14 protein-coding genes and 1 pseudogene are annotated in these 16,653 nt (G+C 43.3%); 10 read left to right on the top strand and 5 right to left on the bottom strand.

The annotated features are described in order from the left end of the window. Nucleotides 1-84: 84 nt before the first annotated feature. Nucleotides 85-1,260 (top strand): RNA-guided endonuclease InsQ/TnpB family protein, encoded by a 1,176-nt coding sequence (locus BV455_RS02120; protein ID WP_061579465.1) that lies wholly within the window; start codon nt 85-87, stop codon nt 1,258-1,260. Between the two features lie 715 nt (nt 1,261-1,975). Here the strand turns inward: BV455_RS02120 and gabP are convergent. Beyond that, on the bottom strand, nt 1,976-3,325 hold the full coding sequence (gene gabP / locus BV455_RS02110) for a GABA permease (protein ID WP_409991353.1): 1,350 nt from the start codon (nt 3,323-3,325) through the stop codon (nt 1,976-1,978). Between the two features lie 693 nt (nt 3,326-4,018). Between gabP and BV455_RS02105 the strand changes: the two genes are divergently transcribed. The 6 genes from BV455_RS02105 (at nt 4,019) to BV455_RS02080 (ending at nt 9,852) form a co-directional block, all read left to right on the top strand. Next, on the top strand, nt 4,019-4,909 hold the full coding sequence (locus BV455_RS02105) for a nitrilase-related carbon-nitrogen hydrolase (RefSeq protein WP_061579462.1): 891 nt from the start codon (nt 4,019-4,021) through the stop codon (nt 4,907-4,909). 67 nt (nt 4,910-4,976) lie between these two features. Beyond that, entirely contained in the window at nt 4,977-6,332 is a 1,356-nt protein-coding gene (locus BV455_RS02100) for an NAD(P)-dependent oxidoreductase (protein ID WP_061579461.1), read from the top strand. Between the two features lie 32 nt (nt 6,333-6,364). After that, complete coding sequence (gene preA / locus BV455_RS02095; protein WP_061579460.1) at nt 6,365-7,648, top strand: NAD-dependent dihydropyrimidine dehydrogenase subunit PreA; 1,284 nt, start codon at nt 6,365-6,367, stop codon at nt 7,646-7,648. Nucleotides 7,649-7,675: 27 nt separating this feature from the next. Beyond that, the gene (hydA, locus tag BV455_RS02090) at nt 7,676-9,094 is read left to right on the top strand and encodes a dihydropyrimidinase (protein WP_218687701.1); all 1,419 of its coding nucleotides are present in this window, start codon (nt 7,676-7,678) and stop codon (nt 9,092-9,094) included. A gap of 196 nt (nt 9,095-9,290) precedes the next feature. Further along, on the top strand, nt 9,291-9,524 hold the full coding sequence (locus BV455_RS02085) for a hypothetical protein (RefSeq protein WP_042410238.1): 234 nt from the start codon (nt 9,291-9,293) through the stop codon (nt 9,522-9,524). Nucleotides 9,525-9,618: 94 nt separating this feature from the next. Next, complete coding sequence (locus BV455_RS02080) at nt 9,619-9,852, top strand: hypothetical protein (RefSeq protein WP_017436163.1); 234 nt, start codon at nt 9,619-9,621, stop codon at nt 9,850-9,852. A gap of 140 nt (nt 9,853-9,992) precedes the next feature. Here BV455_RS02080 and BV455_RS02075 read toward each other — a convergent pair whose 3' ends face one another. Then, entirely contained in the window at nt 9,993-10,583 is a 591-nt protein-coding gene (locus tag BV455_RS02075; RefSeq protein ID WP_245005331.1) for a Y-family DNA polymerase, read from the bottom strand. Nucleotides 10,584-10,831: 248 nt separating this feature from the next. On the opposite strand from BV455_RS02075, the gene BV455_RS02070 reads away from it, so the two are divergent. Further along, entirely contained in the window at nt 10,832-11,113 is a 282-nt protein-coding gene (locus BV455_RS02070; protein WP_042410235.1) for a hypothetical protein, read from the top strand. A gap of 924 nt (nt 11,114-12,037) precedes the next feature. Here the strand turns inward: BV455_RS02070 and BV455_RS02065 are convergent. The 3 genes and pseudogenes from BV455_RS02065 to BV455_RS20225 form a co-directional block, all read right to left on the bottom strand. Next, a pseudogene (locus BV455_RS02065) lies at nt 12,038-12,353 on the bottom strand (tyrosine-type recombinase/integrase); the annotation flags it as partial. A gap of 367 nt (nt 12,354-12,720) precedes the next feature. Continuing rightward, complete coding sequence (helD, locus tag BV455_RS02060; protein WP_218687700.1) at nt 12,721-15,051, bottom strand: RNA polymerase recycling motor HelD; 2,331 nt, start codon at nt 15,049-15,051, stop codon at nt 12,721-12,723. Between the two features lie 444 nt (nt 15,052-15,495). Then, nucleotides 15,496-15,651, bottom strand: coding sequence for a hypothetical protein (locus BV455_RS20225; RefSeq protein ID WP_245005330.1), 156 nt, complete (start codon nt 15,649-15,651; stop codon nt 15,496-15,498). Between the two features lie 53 nt (nt 15,652-15,704). On the opposite strand from BV455_RS20225, the gene BV455_RS20220 reads away from it, so the two are divergent. Further along, nucleotides 15,705-16,043 (top strand): hypothetical protein, encoded by a 339-nt coding sequence (locus tag BV455_RS20220; protein WP_245005329.1) that lies wholly within the window; start codon nt 15,705-15,707, stop codon nt 16,041-16,043. A gap of 22 nt (nt 16,044-16,065) precedes the next feature. Next, complete coding sequence (locus BV455_RS20215) at nt 16,066-16,275, top strand: zinc ribbon domain-containing protein (protein ID WP_071997981.1); 210 nt, start codon at nt 16,066-16,068, stop codon at nt 16,273-16,275. Nucleotides 16,276-16,653: the final 378 nt, after the last annotated feature.

The following is a 16,653-nucleotide window of genomic DNA, read 5'->3' as shown; positions in this document are numbered from 1 at the left end:
GAATCGGGAAGTTTTTGATTCTCAAAAACGAACATATGTGCTATAATAAAGCCATCCAGTCAGGCAAGGAAGGAAGGGATTCTCATGCTTCGTGGCCAAAAAGTGTTCTTCCGAGCATCGAAAGTGGATTTGGACCGATTGTATGCCTGCAATAGGGAATCCGCCCGTGTTTGGAATGAATGCCTCCGCTTAGCCAAAGAATACTTCCTCCAGCATGGGGGCTGGATTACCAAAAGCGAGCTGCAAAAACAAACGAAAAGGAAGTTCCATCTTCACAGCCAATCGATTCAAGCCGTCTGCCACAAATATCTATTTGCTAGACAAGCTGCGCACCACTCCATCCAGCAAGGACATCCTGCTCGTTATCCCTACAAGAAAAAGAAGTACTTCCCAACGAAATGGGCGAAAGACGGTTTCAAAGTGTATGAAAACGGAAAAATCGAACTCTCCATGGGCATTCATCACGGAAAACGGGAAAAGCCGATCGTCGTGTATACGTCGCATCTGCCAAAGGGAACCATCAAAGAAATCGAATGCTGCTGGGATCAAGGTCTTTATTTGGTCGTGACGTATGAAGATGGACAAAAGGCAACAGCGTACAAACCGGGTTCCTCCGTCGGAGTCGATCTTGGAGAAGTACACACCATAGGTGCGTTTTGCGAAAACGGTCAAGCCCTCCTTATCACGGGAAGAAAAATACGCTCCCTTCACCGGCTGCGGAATAAAAAACTGGCCGAGATCCAGCGTCGTCAATCGAAATGTCAAAAAGGATCACGCCGATGGAAAAAGTATGAGCGGGCGAAACAATACGTGTTATCCAAATCCGAAAGACAGCTGCGGGATGCGCTGCATAAAACGACCAAACAGTTTGTCGACTGGTGCCGTGCCCAATCGGTTTCCGATGTGTACATCGGAAACGTCGAAGGAGTAGAGCGAAACACAAGAAAGAAAAAGCGGGCAAGCCGTAAACAAGCACAGAGACTCTCGAATTGGTCATTCGGGAAAGTGAAGCAGTATCTCACTTATAAGCTGGCTCCACATGGCATTCACTTGCATGAAATCGAAGAGTCATATACGAGTCAGACATGTCCTGTCTGCCAAAAGAGAAAAAAAGCATCTTCCCGCCAGTTTGTGTGCCGGTGTGGGTATGAGGAACATCGTGATGTTCACGGTGCGCGAAATATCTTAAGCAAGGCGCTGCATGGTACCTTTGTTCATTGGGACGTACAAACGAAGCTGACGTATCTACGGATTGCGTAAGCAAGAAGTAGTAGAAGGGTTGGACCGCCCCACCGGCCGAAAAGCCGGTGTTGCTTACCGAATCGCCTGGGAAGACTTCCGATGCATGCATCGAGCCAAAGAAGACAACCTTCTTCGGCGCCGAAGCTTCTTCGGGCGAGTGGTAAGAAACTCCCACCTCTTAACGGAGTGTAGGTGGGAGAGGTTCATAGTATAACGGATATGGCTTTCATATGCCGCAAGACGAGGCGATTGAATTTGTCGTCGACGTTGTCAACCATCGGTATTCTTTTGAGCAAATTGCCGCAACGATAAAAGAATATGCATTAGAACGGAAAAGATGACGGACAGTAACAGTGCGCTTACCCCTGTCAAGTAGACAAGGAAAAAAGAGTATATCAAGCTGCGGCCTTTTCTCGATATTCAACCGGGGAAAAGCCGTTCCGTTTTTTTGGAAACGGCTGTGATTGTATGAATATACTTTTCTGTCGCCTGCTGTGCCTGTTCGATCGTTTTTGGGCGCACTAGTTTGTCCTTTCTTCACCATAAAAAATCCCCTCCCAAGTAGACTGTTGAGAACATCGTATCCAATGTCCTCTTTTTCGCTGTCTACTTGTAGGGGATATACCACCCTGGGAAAATGGCGAACCGGTGATTTTTTAGGAAAAATAAACGGTTCTAATAAATAGATTTGCTATGCCCTTCGCATCAGGTGAATGGCTTAGTCAGTGTTATATTAGTCTTTCACCAGCGGCGGTGTTTGTTTGTTATAGCTGCTATTTAAGCGTTTTTTGGCAAATGCGAAATAAGAAATCATCACTACGGCAGTGATTAAGAGTGTCAGTAGCAATTGGGAAACCATAGATTTGATAAATAACATGGAGATAAGGATTACTAATAAAACCAAGATAGTCAAATAAGTTAGATACGGGAATAACCACATTTTTATCTTTAATGCTTCAGGATTGTTTTGTTCAAGTTTTTTCCGCATACGTAATTGCGAAACCGCAATAACTAAGTATACAAGCAGGGCAATAGCGCCCGAGGAGTTAACGAGAAATAAAAACACTTTATCTGGGGAAATGTAATTCATGATCACCGCTATGTACCCAAAGAATGTGCTAGCAATAACAGCTTGAGACGGTACACCGTTTTTGTTTAGCTTGAGGAATCGTCTCGGCGCTTCTCCTTTTTCCGCTAAGGAATAAAGCATTCTTGAGGTAGTATATAGCGCTGAATTTAGACAAGATAAAACGGCTGTTAGTACAATAAAATTCATGATCTGTGCGGCAGCTGGTATGCCAATGTGCTCCAACACCGCAACAAAGGGGCTTTTTAAAACGTTTGCTGAGTTCCAAGGCAATAAAGTTACTACTACAGCGATCGAGCCAATATAAAAAACTAGGATTCTCCACAGGACGGACCTAATCGCTTTAGTTACTGCTTTCTGCGGTTCAGCGGATTCTCCGGCGGCAATCGTAACGATTTCTGTTCCTACAAACGAAAAAATAACAACGACAATTCCTACAAGGATGGAACGGATGCCATGAGGCATAAATCCGCCGTTTCCGATTAGATTTTTCAACCCAATTGGGCTGCTGCTTGGATAAAGTCCAAATATGAAAGCGCCCCCGATCATTAAAAACAAAATGATGCTCGTTACTTTAATTAATGCAAACCAGTATTCAAATTCCCCGTATGATTTAACCGACCAAATATTTGTAAGCGTTAACAATACGGTAAGAATTAAACTTAACAGCCATATTGGAATACCATGAAACCAATATTGAATGATCGCGGCACCAGCATTTGCTTCGATAGCAATAACGATTACCCAGAAGAACCAATATAACCATCCGATGGTAAATCCGGCCCAAGGCCCAATAGCATCATGTGCATATGCCGAAAAGGAGCCGCTAGTAGGATTAGCTGCAGCCATTTCTCCCAACATTCTCATAACAAGAACTACTAAGCAGCCGGCTAATGCATAGGAAACAACTGCCCCAGGACCTGTAGAATGAATGACTGCTCCGCTTCCCACAAAAAGTCCGGCCCCTATAACCCCAGCTATTGCGATCATGGTCATGTGGCGTTCCTTTAATCCCTTTTGTAGACCCGTGTCCTGTTTTGCCAAAAAAATCCCCTCCTTGAAAATAGTTTGCTGAAAAAATATCTGAATAATTAGACAAATATTTTTATACTTAGTTTATTTGGAAAGCAGTTGCATATCATTAGACAAAATGTAAACAAAAACAGGCTATCTATTTGACGATTTGTAAATATCCTCGATGCCGCACCGAAAGTATATGCAGGATGAATGATTTGAGGAGATTCAGGGGACAAACAAGCAAACCGCCCGTCTGTTGCTGGAACAAGTGCTGGCCAAATGGACAGGGTTATTTAGCAGACAACCATGCCGGCACATCGATGAATGAAATAACTTCAAAGTTATTTCAGGGTAGGACCTTATCAAAAATAAGGTAACACGTTTCTTTGTCTTTTATTTCCTGACCAAAAGAAACTATGTATTGGCCGCAAACGAATGCGGCAATGTCCATTATGTTAACAGTTTTACATAATGAAAAACGAATCTCTCCACTTATTTAACAAAGTGTATAATGAAAAGCTTATTTACGGTAGGTAAAATATTCTTAAAGTTCGGATTTTTGAGTCTGTTATCGACTAGGATAGGGAGGTGTTACCTTTTTCCTGTTTTAGCGCTGTTGAACAGGTTTGCTTTTCATAGATCTGAAAATATAGAAAAGCGGGGGATTGAAAGATGGCTGATCAAGTAACAATCGGTCTTATTCAAGCGTCGCATGATGTCCACGGGGATGAACCGGTGGAAGTCCATAAAGAAAAGGCGATTGAAAAACATATAAAACTGGTGCAAGAGGCAAAAGATCGGGGAGCGCAAATCGTCTGTTTGCAAGAAGTTTTCTATGGTCCATATTTTTGTGCAGAGCAAAATACAAAATGGTATGATGCCGCGGAGGAAATTCCGAACGGGCCAACGACGCAAAGATTTCAAGAGCTGGCGAAGCAATTAGGCGTGGTCATTATTCTGCCTATTTATGAAAGAGAAGGAATCGCTACTTATTATAATACGGCCGCTGTCATTGATGCAGATGGCACATACTTAGGGAAATACCGAAAACAGCATATCCCGCATGTCGGCGTAGGCAACGAAGGATGCGGATTTTGGGAAAAATTTTATTTCAAACCAGGGAATTTAGGATATCCGGTATTTGATACAGCATTTGCCAAAGTGGGCGTTTACATTTGTTACGACCGCCACTTCCCGGAAGGGGCAAGAATTTTAGGATTAAAAGGTGCCGAAATTGTTTTTAACCCATCGGCGACGGTAGCTGGTCTTTCCGAATACTTATGGAAGCTAGAGCAACCCGCCCATGCAGTGGCAAACGGATATTATGTCGCTGCCATCAACCGGGTCGGATATGAAGCTCCATGGAACATGGGAGAATTTTATGGGCAATCTTATTTAGTCGATCCAAGAGGCAACTTTGTTGCGATGGGAAGCCGTGACAAAGATGAGGTCGTCATCGGTGTAATGGACAAAAAGATGATTCGCGAAGTTCGCGATACGTGGCAGTTTTATAGAGACCGCCGTCCGGAAACTTACAACGAAATGACAGCGTTACTGCCATAAAGCGTAAAAAGGGATTAGGGTTTTACTCTATTCCCTTTTTTTAAAATGAAGAAGGAGGTTGTTTGCGATGAGCCTATCCCTCTCTGATTTGGAGAAGAACTTCCAAGAAGTGGAACCAAGTTTAACCGATCGGGAAGCGATAGAAGAGGCCAACCGATGTTTATATTGTTATGATGCTCCTTGTATTAAAGCTTGTCCTACGGGGATTGATATTCCGGCTTTTATCAAGAAAATTGCGTCCGGAAACTTAAAAGGATCGGCAAAAACCATTATGTTGTCCAATCCTGTCGGTGCCAGCTGTGCAAGGGTATGCCCGACGGAGGAATTGTGCGAAGGTGCCTGTGTTCTGAATCATTCCACCAAGCCTATCATGATTGGAAAGCTGCAACGATATGCGACAGACTGGGCCATTCGGAATGAAGAAGTATTGTTTGAGGCTGGAAAGAAAAACGGAAAAACAGTGGCTGTTGTCGGCGGCGGTCCTGCTGGATTATCTGCGGCTAGAGAATTGGCCCGAATGGGATATACGGTCACCATTTTTGAAGCGGAAAAAGAAGCAGGGGGACTGAATACGTACGGCATCGTTTCCTTCCGCCTTCCGCAAAAAATATCGTTTTGGGAAGTGAATCAAGTCAAAAGTTTAGGGGTACAAATTCGCACCAATACGCGGGTAGGAAAAGATATTTCCGCTAAGGAGCTTTTAGATCATTACGATGCAGTCGTGTTGGCTGTCGGTATGGGGAGAGTTCCAATGTTAGGGATTGAAGGAGAGGACTTGGACGGAGTGTATGATGCCATTGAATTGATTAAAGAAACGAAAACAAAACCATTGACTGACAAGCTAGTGGGGAAAAGAGTGGTTGTCATCGGTGCTGGAAACACTGCGATTGACGGCGCAACTTGTTCGGTGCGTTTAGGAGCGGAAAATGTAAAAATTTTATATCGCCGTACAAAAGAGGAAATGACCGCGTACGATTTTGAATACGAGTTTGCGAAGCAAGATGGCGTCGAGTTCCGTTGGTTAACTGCACCGAAGCGGATTATTGGTGATGAAAACGGAAAAGTGACCCATATCGAATGTGTTCGTATGAAGCTAGGAGAACCAGATGCAGACGGACGCCGTCGTCCTGTTCCAATTGAAGGATCCGAGTTTACGATGCGGGTCGATGTGGTTATTAAAGCAATCGGCCAGATGCGGCACCTTGAGCTCATTAAGGAATTTGGATTAGAGCATGATGATGGTGTGGTGAAAGTGAATCCGGAAAACTATCAAACATCCAATCAAAAAGTTTTTGCCTGTGGTGATGTCATTTTTGAAAAAGGACAAGGCGAAGCGATGGTTGTCAGCGCTGCGCAGCAAGGAAAAGAGGCAGCTTACGCGATACATCAATATTTAACAAAAGCAGTGAGCGAAACTGCCTGATATTGTCATTTTGAACGGAGGAGGGCAAGAAAATGGCGGATTTAAGTATTAATTTAGCGGGAATAAAATCTCCCAATCCATTTTGGCTCGCTTCCGCACCACCAACCAACTCCGGCTATCAAGTGCAAAGAGCGTTTGAGGCTGGTTGGGGCGGAGCGGTTTGGAAAACGCTCGGCGAACCCATTTTAAACGTATCATCCCGGTTTGCGGCTGTAAGCTTTAATGGAAAGCGTGTGATGGGCTTTAACAACATCGAGTTGATTACGGACCGTCCTCTTGAAGTGAATTTAAAAGAAATCTATGAAACAAAAAAGCGTTTTCCAGATCGGGCCGTGGTGGCATCCCTTATGGTTGAACCAAAAAGGGAAAAATGGCATGAAATTGTGAAAAGAGTGGAAGATGTGGGCGTAGACGGGCTTGAACTGAATTTTGGCTGCCCGCACGGGATGGCCGAACGGGGGATGGGGTCGGCTTCCGGGCAAGTGCCTGAACTTGTGGAAAAACAAACATATTGGGTGAAAGAGGTAGCGCGTACGCCTGTCATCGTTAAGCTGACTCCTAATATTACAGATATAACGGCGACAGCTGAAGCTGCTGTTCAGGGCGGGGCCGATGCCATCAGCATGATCAATACCATCAATAGCTTAATGGGAGTTGACTTGGACACATGGAATACGATTCCGCATGTCGCAGGGAAGGGAACACATGGAGGTTATTGCGGTCCAGCTGTTAAACCAATCGCTTTGCACATGGTTGCTGAATGTGCCCGGCATCCGCGTATTCATGTACCGATTTCCGGCATCGGCGGCATATCAACTTGGAAGGATGCAGTGGAATTTATGCTTATGGGCGCAACCGGCGTGCAAGTCTGTACGGCAGTCATGCATCATGGCTTCCGTATTATTGAAGATATGATTGACGGACTGAACCATTATCTGGATGAAAAAGGGATTGCTTCTGTTATGGATATTATTGGAAAATCGGTTCATAAATATTCCGATTGGGGGGACCTCGACCTTAATTATAAAGTGGTTGCCCGCATTAACATAGATGTTTGCATTAATTGCAATAAATGTTATATCTCCTGTGAAGATGCTTCACATCAATGCATTGATCGCTTAAGGGATGAAAATGGAAAAGAGTATTTAAAAGTAAGGGAAGAAGACTGCGTAGGATGTAATTTATGTTCGATCGTTTGTCCGGTGGATGGTGCGATTAACATGGTTGAAATACCAAGCGAACATCCATCGATGACATGGAATGAGAGACAAGCAGTCATTAACAGTCTGAGCAACTGTAATGTTGACGTAAAATAAGCTTTTTAATCAAAGGAGGATGTAGAAATGACAAAAATTATAAAAAATGGAACGATTGTTACCGCAACGGATGCGTATGAAGCGGACTTGCTTATTAAAGACGGGAAAATTGCGATGATTGGCCAAAATTTACAGGACAAAGGCGCTGAAGTGATTGATGCAAAAGGCTGTTACGTATTTCCAGGTGGCATTGATCCGCATACACATTTGGATATGCCGTTTGGCGGCACGGTGACAAAGGATGATTTCGAATCCGGGACGATTGCGGCGGCTTTTGGCGGGACAACGACCATCATCGATTTTTGTTTAACGAATAAAGGGGAACCGTTGAAAAAAGCGATTGAAACTTGGCATAACAAAGCGAAGGGAAAAGCAGTGATTGATTACGGTTTTCACTTAATGATTAGTGAAATTACAGACGAGGTGTTAGAAGAGCTGCCGAAAATCATCGAAGAAGAAGGAATTACATCCTTTAAAGTGTTTATGGCGTATAAAAATGTATTTCAGGCAGATGACGGAACGTTATACCGTACGTTGGTAGCTGCCAAAGAACTTGGAGCTCTCGTTATGGTTCATGCGGAAAATGGCGATGTGATTGATTATTTAACGAAGAAAGCACTTGCGGAAGGGAATACGGATCCGATTTACCATGCATTAACACGACCTCCAGAATTGGAAGGAGAAGCGACAGGGCGGGCATGTCAATTAACAGAACTTGCCGGTTCACAACTTTATGTTGTTCATGTAACGTGTGCGCAAGCGGTTGAAAAAATTGCTGAGGCGCGCAATAAAGGATTGGATGTATGGGGAGAAACGTGTCCGCAATATCTTGTTCTCGACCAATCTTATTTAGAAAAGCCTAATTTTGAAGGCGCGAAATATGTTTGGTCTCCTCCGCTTCGTGAAAAATGGCATCAAGAGGTATTGTGGAACGCATTGAAAAACGGCCAGCTGCAAACGCTGGGATCTGACCAATGTTCGTTTGACTTTAAAGGCCAAAAAGAACTTGGCAGAGGAGATTTCACAAAAATTCCAAATGGCGGACCGATCATTGAGGATCGGGTTAGCATTCTCTTCAGTGAAGGAGTAAAGAAAGGAAGAATCACGTTAAATCAATTTGTCGACATTGTGTCGACAAGAATTGCCAAATTGTTCGGGTTATTCCCGAAAAAAGGAACCATTGCGGTAGGCTCAGACGCGGATTTAGTCATTTTTGACCCGAATATCGAACGGGTGATTTCGGCCGAAACACACCATATGGCCGTTGATTACAATGCATTCGAAGGAATGAAAGTAACGGGTGAACCGGTATCGGTTTTATGTAGAGGCGAATTTGTCGTTCGTGATAAACAATTTGTCGGGAAACCAGGGTACGGACAATATTTAAAACGTGCAAAATACGGAACCTCGACTATTTCCAAACAGAGCGAGGAATTAACCATTTAACTTTCCTCCTAAAACGGCTACAAAAATGTAGCATATATCACTCCAATTTTTTTAGCTTAGCCTTATCCCGTTCTAAGCGATAGTAGATCTTCAAAAATCACTATCGTTTGGAATCTTATTCACAATATTTAGGAGAAAAAAGGCAAGCAAATGTTTGGAAGAAAACGGTTCATTTTTATTAGGGGGTGGTAATCAGATGTCCTATCAAGAATTTTTGGCAGAAAGGGATAAAATTGACTATTTGATTCAACAAGGATACTATATCAAAAATGTGAGAGAAAATTTAAGCGGGGCTTTCGTCGAATTCGAATTAAAAATGCCAGACTCTTCAGAAAAAAAGGACACGACACAAATATTGCATATTCAAAATGCGGATGCCCGCAAGTATTTTTCATCCCTATTAATCCGTCAAATGAAACAAGCAAAGTAGTTTTATCGATAAATAAGAGCAATTGCCCCAAGGTATGAGCATAAATTTATGAATAATTAAAAAATACCAGCAAAAACAGGAAGGAAGAATTGCTGTGGAATTTTATTTAAAAGCGAAAGATGGTGCTTTTCCGTGTGAAGTGACCATCGATGAAGACAACGGCCGATACACGATCCGAAAAGCGGATACGAGCGGGGAATTTTTTGATACTCCACAAGAGCTTGTGAAATGGATTATGGATAATTGGCGCAGTGACTATTTCCAAGATGAGGAACAATTTCAACAAATGATAAAAGAAATTCAAGTATATATTCCGGTTAATGAATAATTAAAAAGGGAGTGAGTTCGTCTTATCAAGATCTAAATCATAAAAAATCTCTAAAAATAAAGGAGGACACATATTAATACATGACTAAAATGTGTTCTCCTTTATTTTTTTAACATATTTACCGAGAAGTCTCCCACCTCTTAACGGAGTGTAGGCGGAAGAGGTTCATAACTTTTTATAATTTTAGGTCTTGATAAACTTTTTTGAAGGAAGTTCCTTGCGTCGATAAAAGGAGAACTTAAGTCAATTCCCAAAGCGGGATAGTAAAGCTGTTCTCCTATTACGCCAAAACGCTTCCGTAAACGATCCAGGGAACTGTTTGCCACGCCTCCAAGCGTATACATTCCCATATTGTTCAGATGTTTCTCCATTCGGCTGCCAATGCCCCAGACTTCCCGTAACGGAACCAGCCATAACTTGTTTGGTGTACATTCCGCGATGCCTTGCTTTTTGGCGTATACATCCAGTACGACTTTGCTGATGAAACGATTCGGGCCGATGCCAATGCAAGATGGCAGACCGAATTGATTCCAGATCGCGCTGCGTATTTTTTGGACCGCTTCCATGGGGGATCCATGCAGCTTTTCCGTACCGTCTAGGGTTATCCAGCTCTCATCAACGCTGTACGTGAGAATCGCTTCAAAAGGGACAAAGGTGGAAAACAGTTCTGTAATTTGAACATCGATGCACAACATTTTATGTTTTGGCAGCCAGGAAATATCGAAGCACATCGACGCAAAGACCTCCTTTATAAGAACATATGTTTGATTTACGAATATATGTTCTTATATTTTGTGAAAGAAGTCAAGAGGAAACTAGGAAACGAAGAAGAGTCAGAAGGAAGAGGGGGTTAAACAAAAAAACAGATTGTACCGGTCTTTACATAATGTATAATGTTGGAAAGTGAAGGTGATTTCTTGTTGAATTAACGGATGGCTATAATTCAAAAAGTTATTATCAACAGAGGGGGTGTTTTGTAGTGTTAGACAAGAAAAAAGTAGGAAATATATTAGGTGTCGCGTCTTTGTTGCCTGTAATCATAAGTATCATTATTTTCTATACCGAAAGAGGTCCAAATGCTGATATTTATTTCGTGATCACAATTTATGGTATCTTATCAATTATTGGTATTTTATTCGCGGCGTTCTCGTGTTTGATGACTAAACGTTTCTTTCTGCTAATTATCAGCTTGATAGGAAATGGAGCAGTTTTGGCCGTTGCTTTTCTTTTGCTATTGGCAATGGGGCTTAGTGAACCATAAAAAATATTCTTAAACTATTAGGTGAGTTAGTTGAAATAAGAGTTTTCGAAGCCGATTCCCTGACTGGGAAATCGGTTTTTTTATTTCATTGGCTCTGTTAAACAATAGTGTTGATATTTCACCAAAAGAAAGAGGGAAAGTTTATTAATCCTTTGCTTTATTTCTTGTTGAAGATTGAATTTATCGCCTGCGAATTACTTTATAAACGATATATATAAATCCAAATATCAGAAATGAATAAGCAATTACCAATGAATCTTCAACTTCTTTAAAGTCCTTATCCTTAGTAATAATTAAGAGTAAAATTCCAGAAATAATCATTACAAAACCAATAATATATCTACCCATTTGAATCCTCCATAAAAATAGGATTATTTTTATAACTGTTTCTTAAACTATCCTGCTTCTTAGTCTAACAAGAAAATCAACAATATTCTTTAACGGAACCATTTCATTAAAACAGTTAGGGTACCGTCAAGAATTTTGTGTAATGTAAGATAGATAGGGTATCTCTGAAATGGATTTAGAATAGAGTGGGGCTGTTTCCTCCACACAGGAGACTGAATATTCAAGTCTCCTGTGTGGAAAGGGTGAATTCCCTTATTTTGTTTATTTACAATATATGGTTAATTGTAACGTTCTTCAAACATTCGCTGGAGGGCTTCCTGTGCTTCGGCAAATCCTCGTAACATACAGACAATGTGACATTTTTTAAAGGAAGTCTTGTCTTTGCATCAAAGAATTACCTCTTATTTTTAATTAAGCAGAGGGAGATTTGACCATCTTTGACTGGAGCAAGTGTCGGTTAAATTGTGATGAAAATGCCAAAGGCCATGGCATCTTTGAATCTTCTTTCGAGGATTGCCATGGCCGTACTGAACTATCCGAATCGTTATCGGCGACGCCTACGCACAACAAACTTTATTAGAATTTCGGCAACGACTCCACGGCATCCGCCAGATCGCTATAGCTGTCTTTTTAAGTATCTGGAGGTTGTGGCGATATTGCTGTGGCCCGCAAATCTCCGTACTTTCTCGATATCGTTGTTCGTCGCCTTTAACATCCACTTCCAAAACATATGGGGCGTGAGCTTTTTGTTTGGTAAGCTGTAGCTTTCAATCATTCGCTGAATGCCCCGGACCGAAAAATTCGGCGAGCGCTGGCTATAAAAGACGTATGGCGATGCGGCCACATGCGGTTTCTTTTTCGCCATTTCTGCGCGGAACATTTCAAACTTCTCAGTGAAATCGTCCCCCTTGAAATATCAGGGGGACGAGTATATATAAAAACGTCATTTTGAATTGTGTATAATAGTACGCCAATCTGAGAAGCCGTTTTTTTAAGGTATCTTATTTTTGACCTTCTTCCCGAGGACGCTCCTTCCTTTGCCTCCCCCATTATAATTTTTGCTTGTTAGGTGCGTAAAGGGACGGCTTGGGGAAGCCAAGTCGGCTAACCAAGCCTAAAAAAGTACAGCTTTTAAAGCTTGCTAAGTCATTGGGCTTTCCGCAAGCCGTCAGCGAATCGCTTGATACTTCGTATGCTCCACTTCGTTCCGCACCCTTCTACCCGTCTTCGCACAATTAAGACTCCAGACCAGTCCCGTGTTAACTCTGGATCAGAAGTAAACTCCCCGGCTCAACGCTGCGCAAAAAGGGGCTCGGTTCGCCTACACTGTAAAGCTGCAAGTAATGCATAGCCCGGGTGCAGGCGGTGTAGAACAATCTACGCAGGCTCTCATCGCCATATACTTGCGCCGATGCGTTATAAATGATGACGGCGTCGAATTCGATGCCCTTGGCCAAATACGCCGGTATGACGACAACACCTTGTTCATATTCGGTAGATCCGCTCTTCACGAGCTTAATTTCTTCGATGTTGCTCAGTGCTTCGTATGCGGCGGTACTTTCTGCAGCAGATTTGCATATAATCGCGATCGTATTATACCCCCGATTCCGCAAGTCAGCGACTTTGGAAGCAATGCAGCGGTGCAGTTCGGCTTGATTGGACACTCTCGTCAGCACAGGCTTATCGCCGTCGCGTTCAAAAGCGGTAATCCGTTCGCCGCCGGGCACGAGTCTGCGCGTAAATTCGACGATCTGTCTTGTGGATCTGTAGCTGCGGGTCAAGGTTATCACATCCGTTTCATCAGGCCCGTATAAGCTGGTAAGTGTGTGAAAATCGACCGTTTCGCTGGCATGGGTGAATATCGCCTGGTTAAAGTCACCGAGCACGGTCATCCTTGCCGAAGGGAACAAACGTTTCAAAAACTCGAATTGAAACGGAGAATAATCTTGCGCTTCGTCTACAAGCACGTGTTTGATCGAGCTATTCGTCTGAAAGCCTTGAATCAGCTCTTTCAAAAATAAAAACGGAGTAGCATCTTCGTAAAACAGTTTGCCTTCGTCTAGCATTTTCACAGTCAATCGGCAAATATCCTCCCACTCTTCGGGTGTTTCCCCCTCCGTCCACTGTTTGATCCGCGTTGGATCGGCGAAAAGTTGCTTGTATATTCCCTTCATGTCGATGAAACGAAGCGTCCGGATCTGTTTGCGCAACGGCTTCATCTTCTGGCGAACGATCAATCGAACGAGCGCTTTCTCATAATCACCAAATGATTCTCCGTTAAAGCCGCGTTTTTTCCGTAAGTGGGTATAAACCTTTTGGTAATCCTCGTTGCTAAGCAGCTCGATTTCTTCCTGTACCCATGGCTTGGTCCGTTCAAGCTTCTCGGCTTCATCTAATTGCCTGTTTAGCCAATCTCTCAACTTCTCAAGTCTGTTGTGAAAGCGGAGCGAGGTGTCGCTACTATAAAACCTTTCCTCGATTTGTTTGGCGGTGATGATCGGCTTTCCTCTAAAAATAATATCTTTGAATAGCATGCCGGATAATTCTAGCGACTGGCTGTATTTTTTGATCGCCTCAAAAAAACGGGTCGATGCCTTGAATCGGATACTCGCAGTCCTAGTCCGGTATGAAGGGTCATCCGATGCAGTCAACACATATTCCAATTGCTCGTAAGGACTCTCTACTTGAAATTCGTTGCCTAGCCGATGGTCCAAGTATTCTTGAAATGTGACCTGCAGCATATTCTCTTCGCCGAGTTCGGGCAACACATTGGATACGTAGCTGTTAAACATCGAATTAGGTGAAAATAGAATAATTTGATCGGCTGTCAGCCTATCCCGATACTTGTAGAGCAAGTAAGCGATCCGCTGCAGGGCGGCCGATGTCTTGCCGCTGCCAGCGGGGCCTTGAACAATGAGCAGCCGCCCGCGATCGTGCCGGATGATCCGGTTTTGTTCCCGTTGAATGGTGGCCACTATGTTGTGCATATGTTTATCTGAGACTTTGCCAAGCACCTGCTTTAAAATCTCGTCTCCAATGGTGAGACTGGTATCGAACATCGATTTGATAACGCCGCCGCGGATGATATATTGCCACTTTTTCTCCAGCATGCCACGGATTACGCCTTCGGGCGTAACATATTCGGCCGGACCGGGAGAGTAATCGTAGTAGATACTCGAGATCGGCGCCCGCCAGTCGTAGATAAGGATGTTCTCTCCGCTTGTATCCGTGAGCGTGGAGATGCCGATATAGATTCGTTCAGCAGTTGAAGTTCCTTCTTCAGTGAAATCGATTCGGCCGAAATAAGGCACCTCCCGCATGCGGCGCAGCGTAGACAACCTCTTGAAGGCGTGCCTGTGGGTGCTTTGGCTTACGGACAGGAGCTGAGCCTGTTGTCTCAAGCTGATGATCGTCTCAAGAAAATCGTCGAAAGTATCTATATTAACCTTGATGTCATCCCAAAAGTGTTTGCGGATATCAATCACTTCTTTCCGACGCCGGAGGGTTTCGTCTTCCAACATGCGGATTTGCTCCGCAATAATCTCCATTATGCTGTTTAATCGTTCTTGCTCTTGCCGAAGTTCTGTCATTTCAATCACTCCTTTAAAAAAATAAAAATTGGGGTTGACTGAAGGGGAATTATGTTGTATAATTAAAATAGGGATATTATATTTATGTAGATAATAAAAACGTGTTTCTATACTAATTTATCATAGTTTCTCTATTTTATCAATATTTTATCAATGTATTTAATACTACAGCTGTTATGATGGATCGTACTTGTTGCAAATTTAACATTTTTCCCGAGAAGTCTCCCTTCCTCTAAACGGAGTGAAGGAGGGAGATGAATCGGGAAATTTTTGATTCCCAAAAACGAACATACGTGCTATAACCAGGCCATCCATCAAACAAAGAAAAAGGAAATGCTCATGCTTCGTGGATAAAAAGTGTTCTTTCAGGCAATGAGAGCGGATTTGGATCGCTTGTACGCCTGCAATCGGGAATCCGCCCGTGTTTGGAATGAATGCCTCCACTTAGCCAAAGAACACTTCCTCCAGCATGGGGGTTGGATCACCAAAAGCAAGCTGCAAAAACAAACGAAAAGGAAGTTCCATCTCCACAGCGAAACGATTCAAGCAGTCTGCCACCAATACCTCTTCGCAAGACAAGCCGCACACCACGCGATCCAACAAGGACATCCTGCCCGCTATCCCTACAAGAAAAAGAAGTACTTCCCAACGAAATGGGCGAAAGACGGTTTCAAGGTTTACGAAAACGGAAAAATCGAACTCTCCATGGGTATTCATCACGGAAAACGGGAAAAGCCGATTGTCGTGTATGCGTCGCATCTGTCAAAGGGAACATCAAAGAAATCGAATGCTGCTGGGATCAAGGTCTTTATTTGGCCGTGACGCATGAGGATGGGCAAAAAGCAACAGCGTACAAACCGGGTTCCTCCGCCGGAGTCGATCTTGGGGAAGTCACACCATCGGCGCGTTTTGTGAAAACGGGCCAGCCGGAAACAAGCACAGAGACTCTCGAATTGGTCATTCGGGAAAGTAAAGCAGTATCTCGCTTATAAGCTGGCCCAACATGGCACTCGCTTGCATGAAATCAAAGAGTCATATACCAGCCAGACGCGTCCTGTCTGCCAAAAGAGAAAAAAAGTATCTTCTCGACAGTTTGTGTGCCGGTGTGGGTACAAGGAGCATCCGGACGTTCATGGAGCGCGAAATATCTTAAGCAAGGCGCTGCACGGCGCCTTCAAACACTGGAACGTACAAACGAAGCTGACGTATCTACGGATTGCGTAAGCAAGAAGTAGTAGAAGGGTTGGACCGCCCCACCGGTCGAAAAGCCGATGTTGCTTACCGAATCGGCTGGGAAGACTTCCGATGCATGCATTGAGCCAAAGAAGACAACCTTCTTCGGACGGGTGGTAAGAAACTCCCACCTCTTAGCGGAGTGTAGGTGGGAGAGGTTCATTCATACATATAAGAGGAGGAAACATCTCGTCTCGTTTTTCGGACATCGTGAATGCAAAAAAGTGGATTAAAAAACACTCGTTATGGATAAAAATAGAAGAAACTCAAAATCTTTATTTCGAATTTTCATTGAGATAAGCTTCCAAGGCAATTTTTTATGAGTGTTTAGGACTTTTTGATGGCATCTTTCTGAAAATCTAGAAACTC

Origin of the sequence: Parageobacillus caldoxylosilyticus (genome assembly GCF_019272935.1) — a bacterium.
Lineage (GTDB): Bacteria > Bacillota > Bacilli > Bacillales > Anoxybacillaceae > Saccharococcus > Saccharococcus caldoxylosilyticus.
The sequence above is the reverse complement of the archived record's forward strand: the minus strand, read 5'-3'. Positions and strand labels throughout refer to the sequence as shown.

Excerpts from the sequence above, each read along its gene's own strand:
- BV455_RS02120 (WP_061579465.1), top strand. The coding sequence starts at position 85 with ATGCTTCGTGGCCAAAAAGTGTTCTTCCGAGCATCGAAAGTGGATTTG.
- gabP (WP_409991353.1), bottom strand. The coding sequence starts at position 3,325 with ATGACCATGATCGCAATAGCTGGGGTTATAGGGGCCGGACTTTTTGTG.
- BV455_RS02105 (WP_061579462.1), top strand. The coding sequence starts at position 4,019 with ATGGCTGATCAAGTAACAATCGGTCTTATTCAAGCGTCGCATGATGTC.
- BV455_RS02100 (WP_061579461.1), top strand. The coding sequence starts at position 4,977 with ATGAGCCTATCCCTCTCTGATTTGGAGAAGAACTTCCAAGAAGTGGAA.
- preA (WP_061579460.1), top strand. The coding sequence starts at position 6,365 with ATGGCGGATTTAAGTATTAATTTAGCGGGAATAAAATCTCCCAATCCA.
- hydA (WP_218687701.1), top strand. The coding sequence starts at position 7,676 with ATGACAAAAATTATAAAAAATGGAACGATTGTTACCGCAACGGATGCG.
- BV455_RS02085 (WP_042410238.1), top strand. The coding sequence starts at position 9,291 with ATGTCCTATCAAGAATTTTTGGCAGAAAGGGATAAAATTGACTATTTG.
- BV455_RS02075 (WP_245005331.1), bottom strand. The coding sequence starts at position 10,583 with ATGTGCTTCGATATTTCCTGGCTGCCAAAACATAAAATGTTGTGCATC.
- helD (WP_218687700.1), bottom strand. The coding sequence starts at position 15,051 with ATGACAGAACTTCGGCAAGAGCAAGAACGATTAAACAGCATAATGGAG.
- BV455_RS20220 (WP_245005329.1), top strand. The coding sequence starts at position 15,705 with ATGGGCGAAAGACGGTTTCAAGGTTTACGAAAACGGAAAAATCGAACT.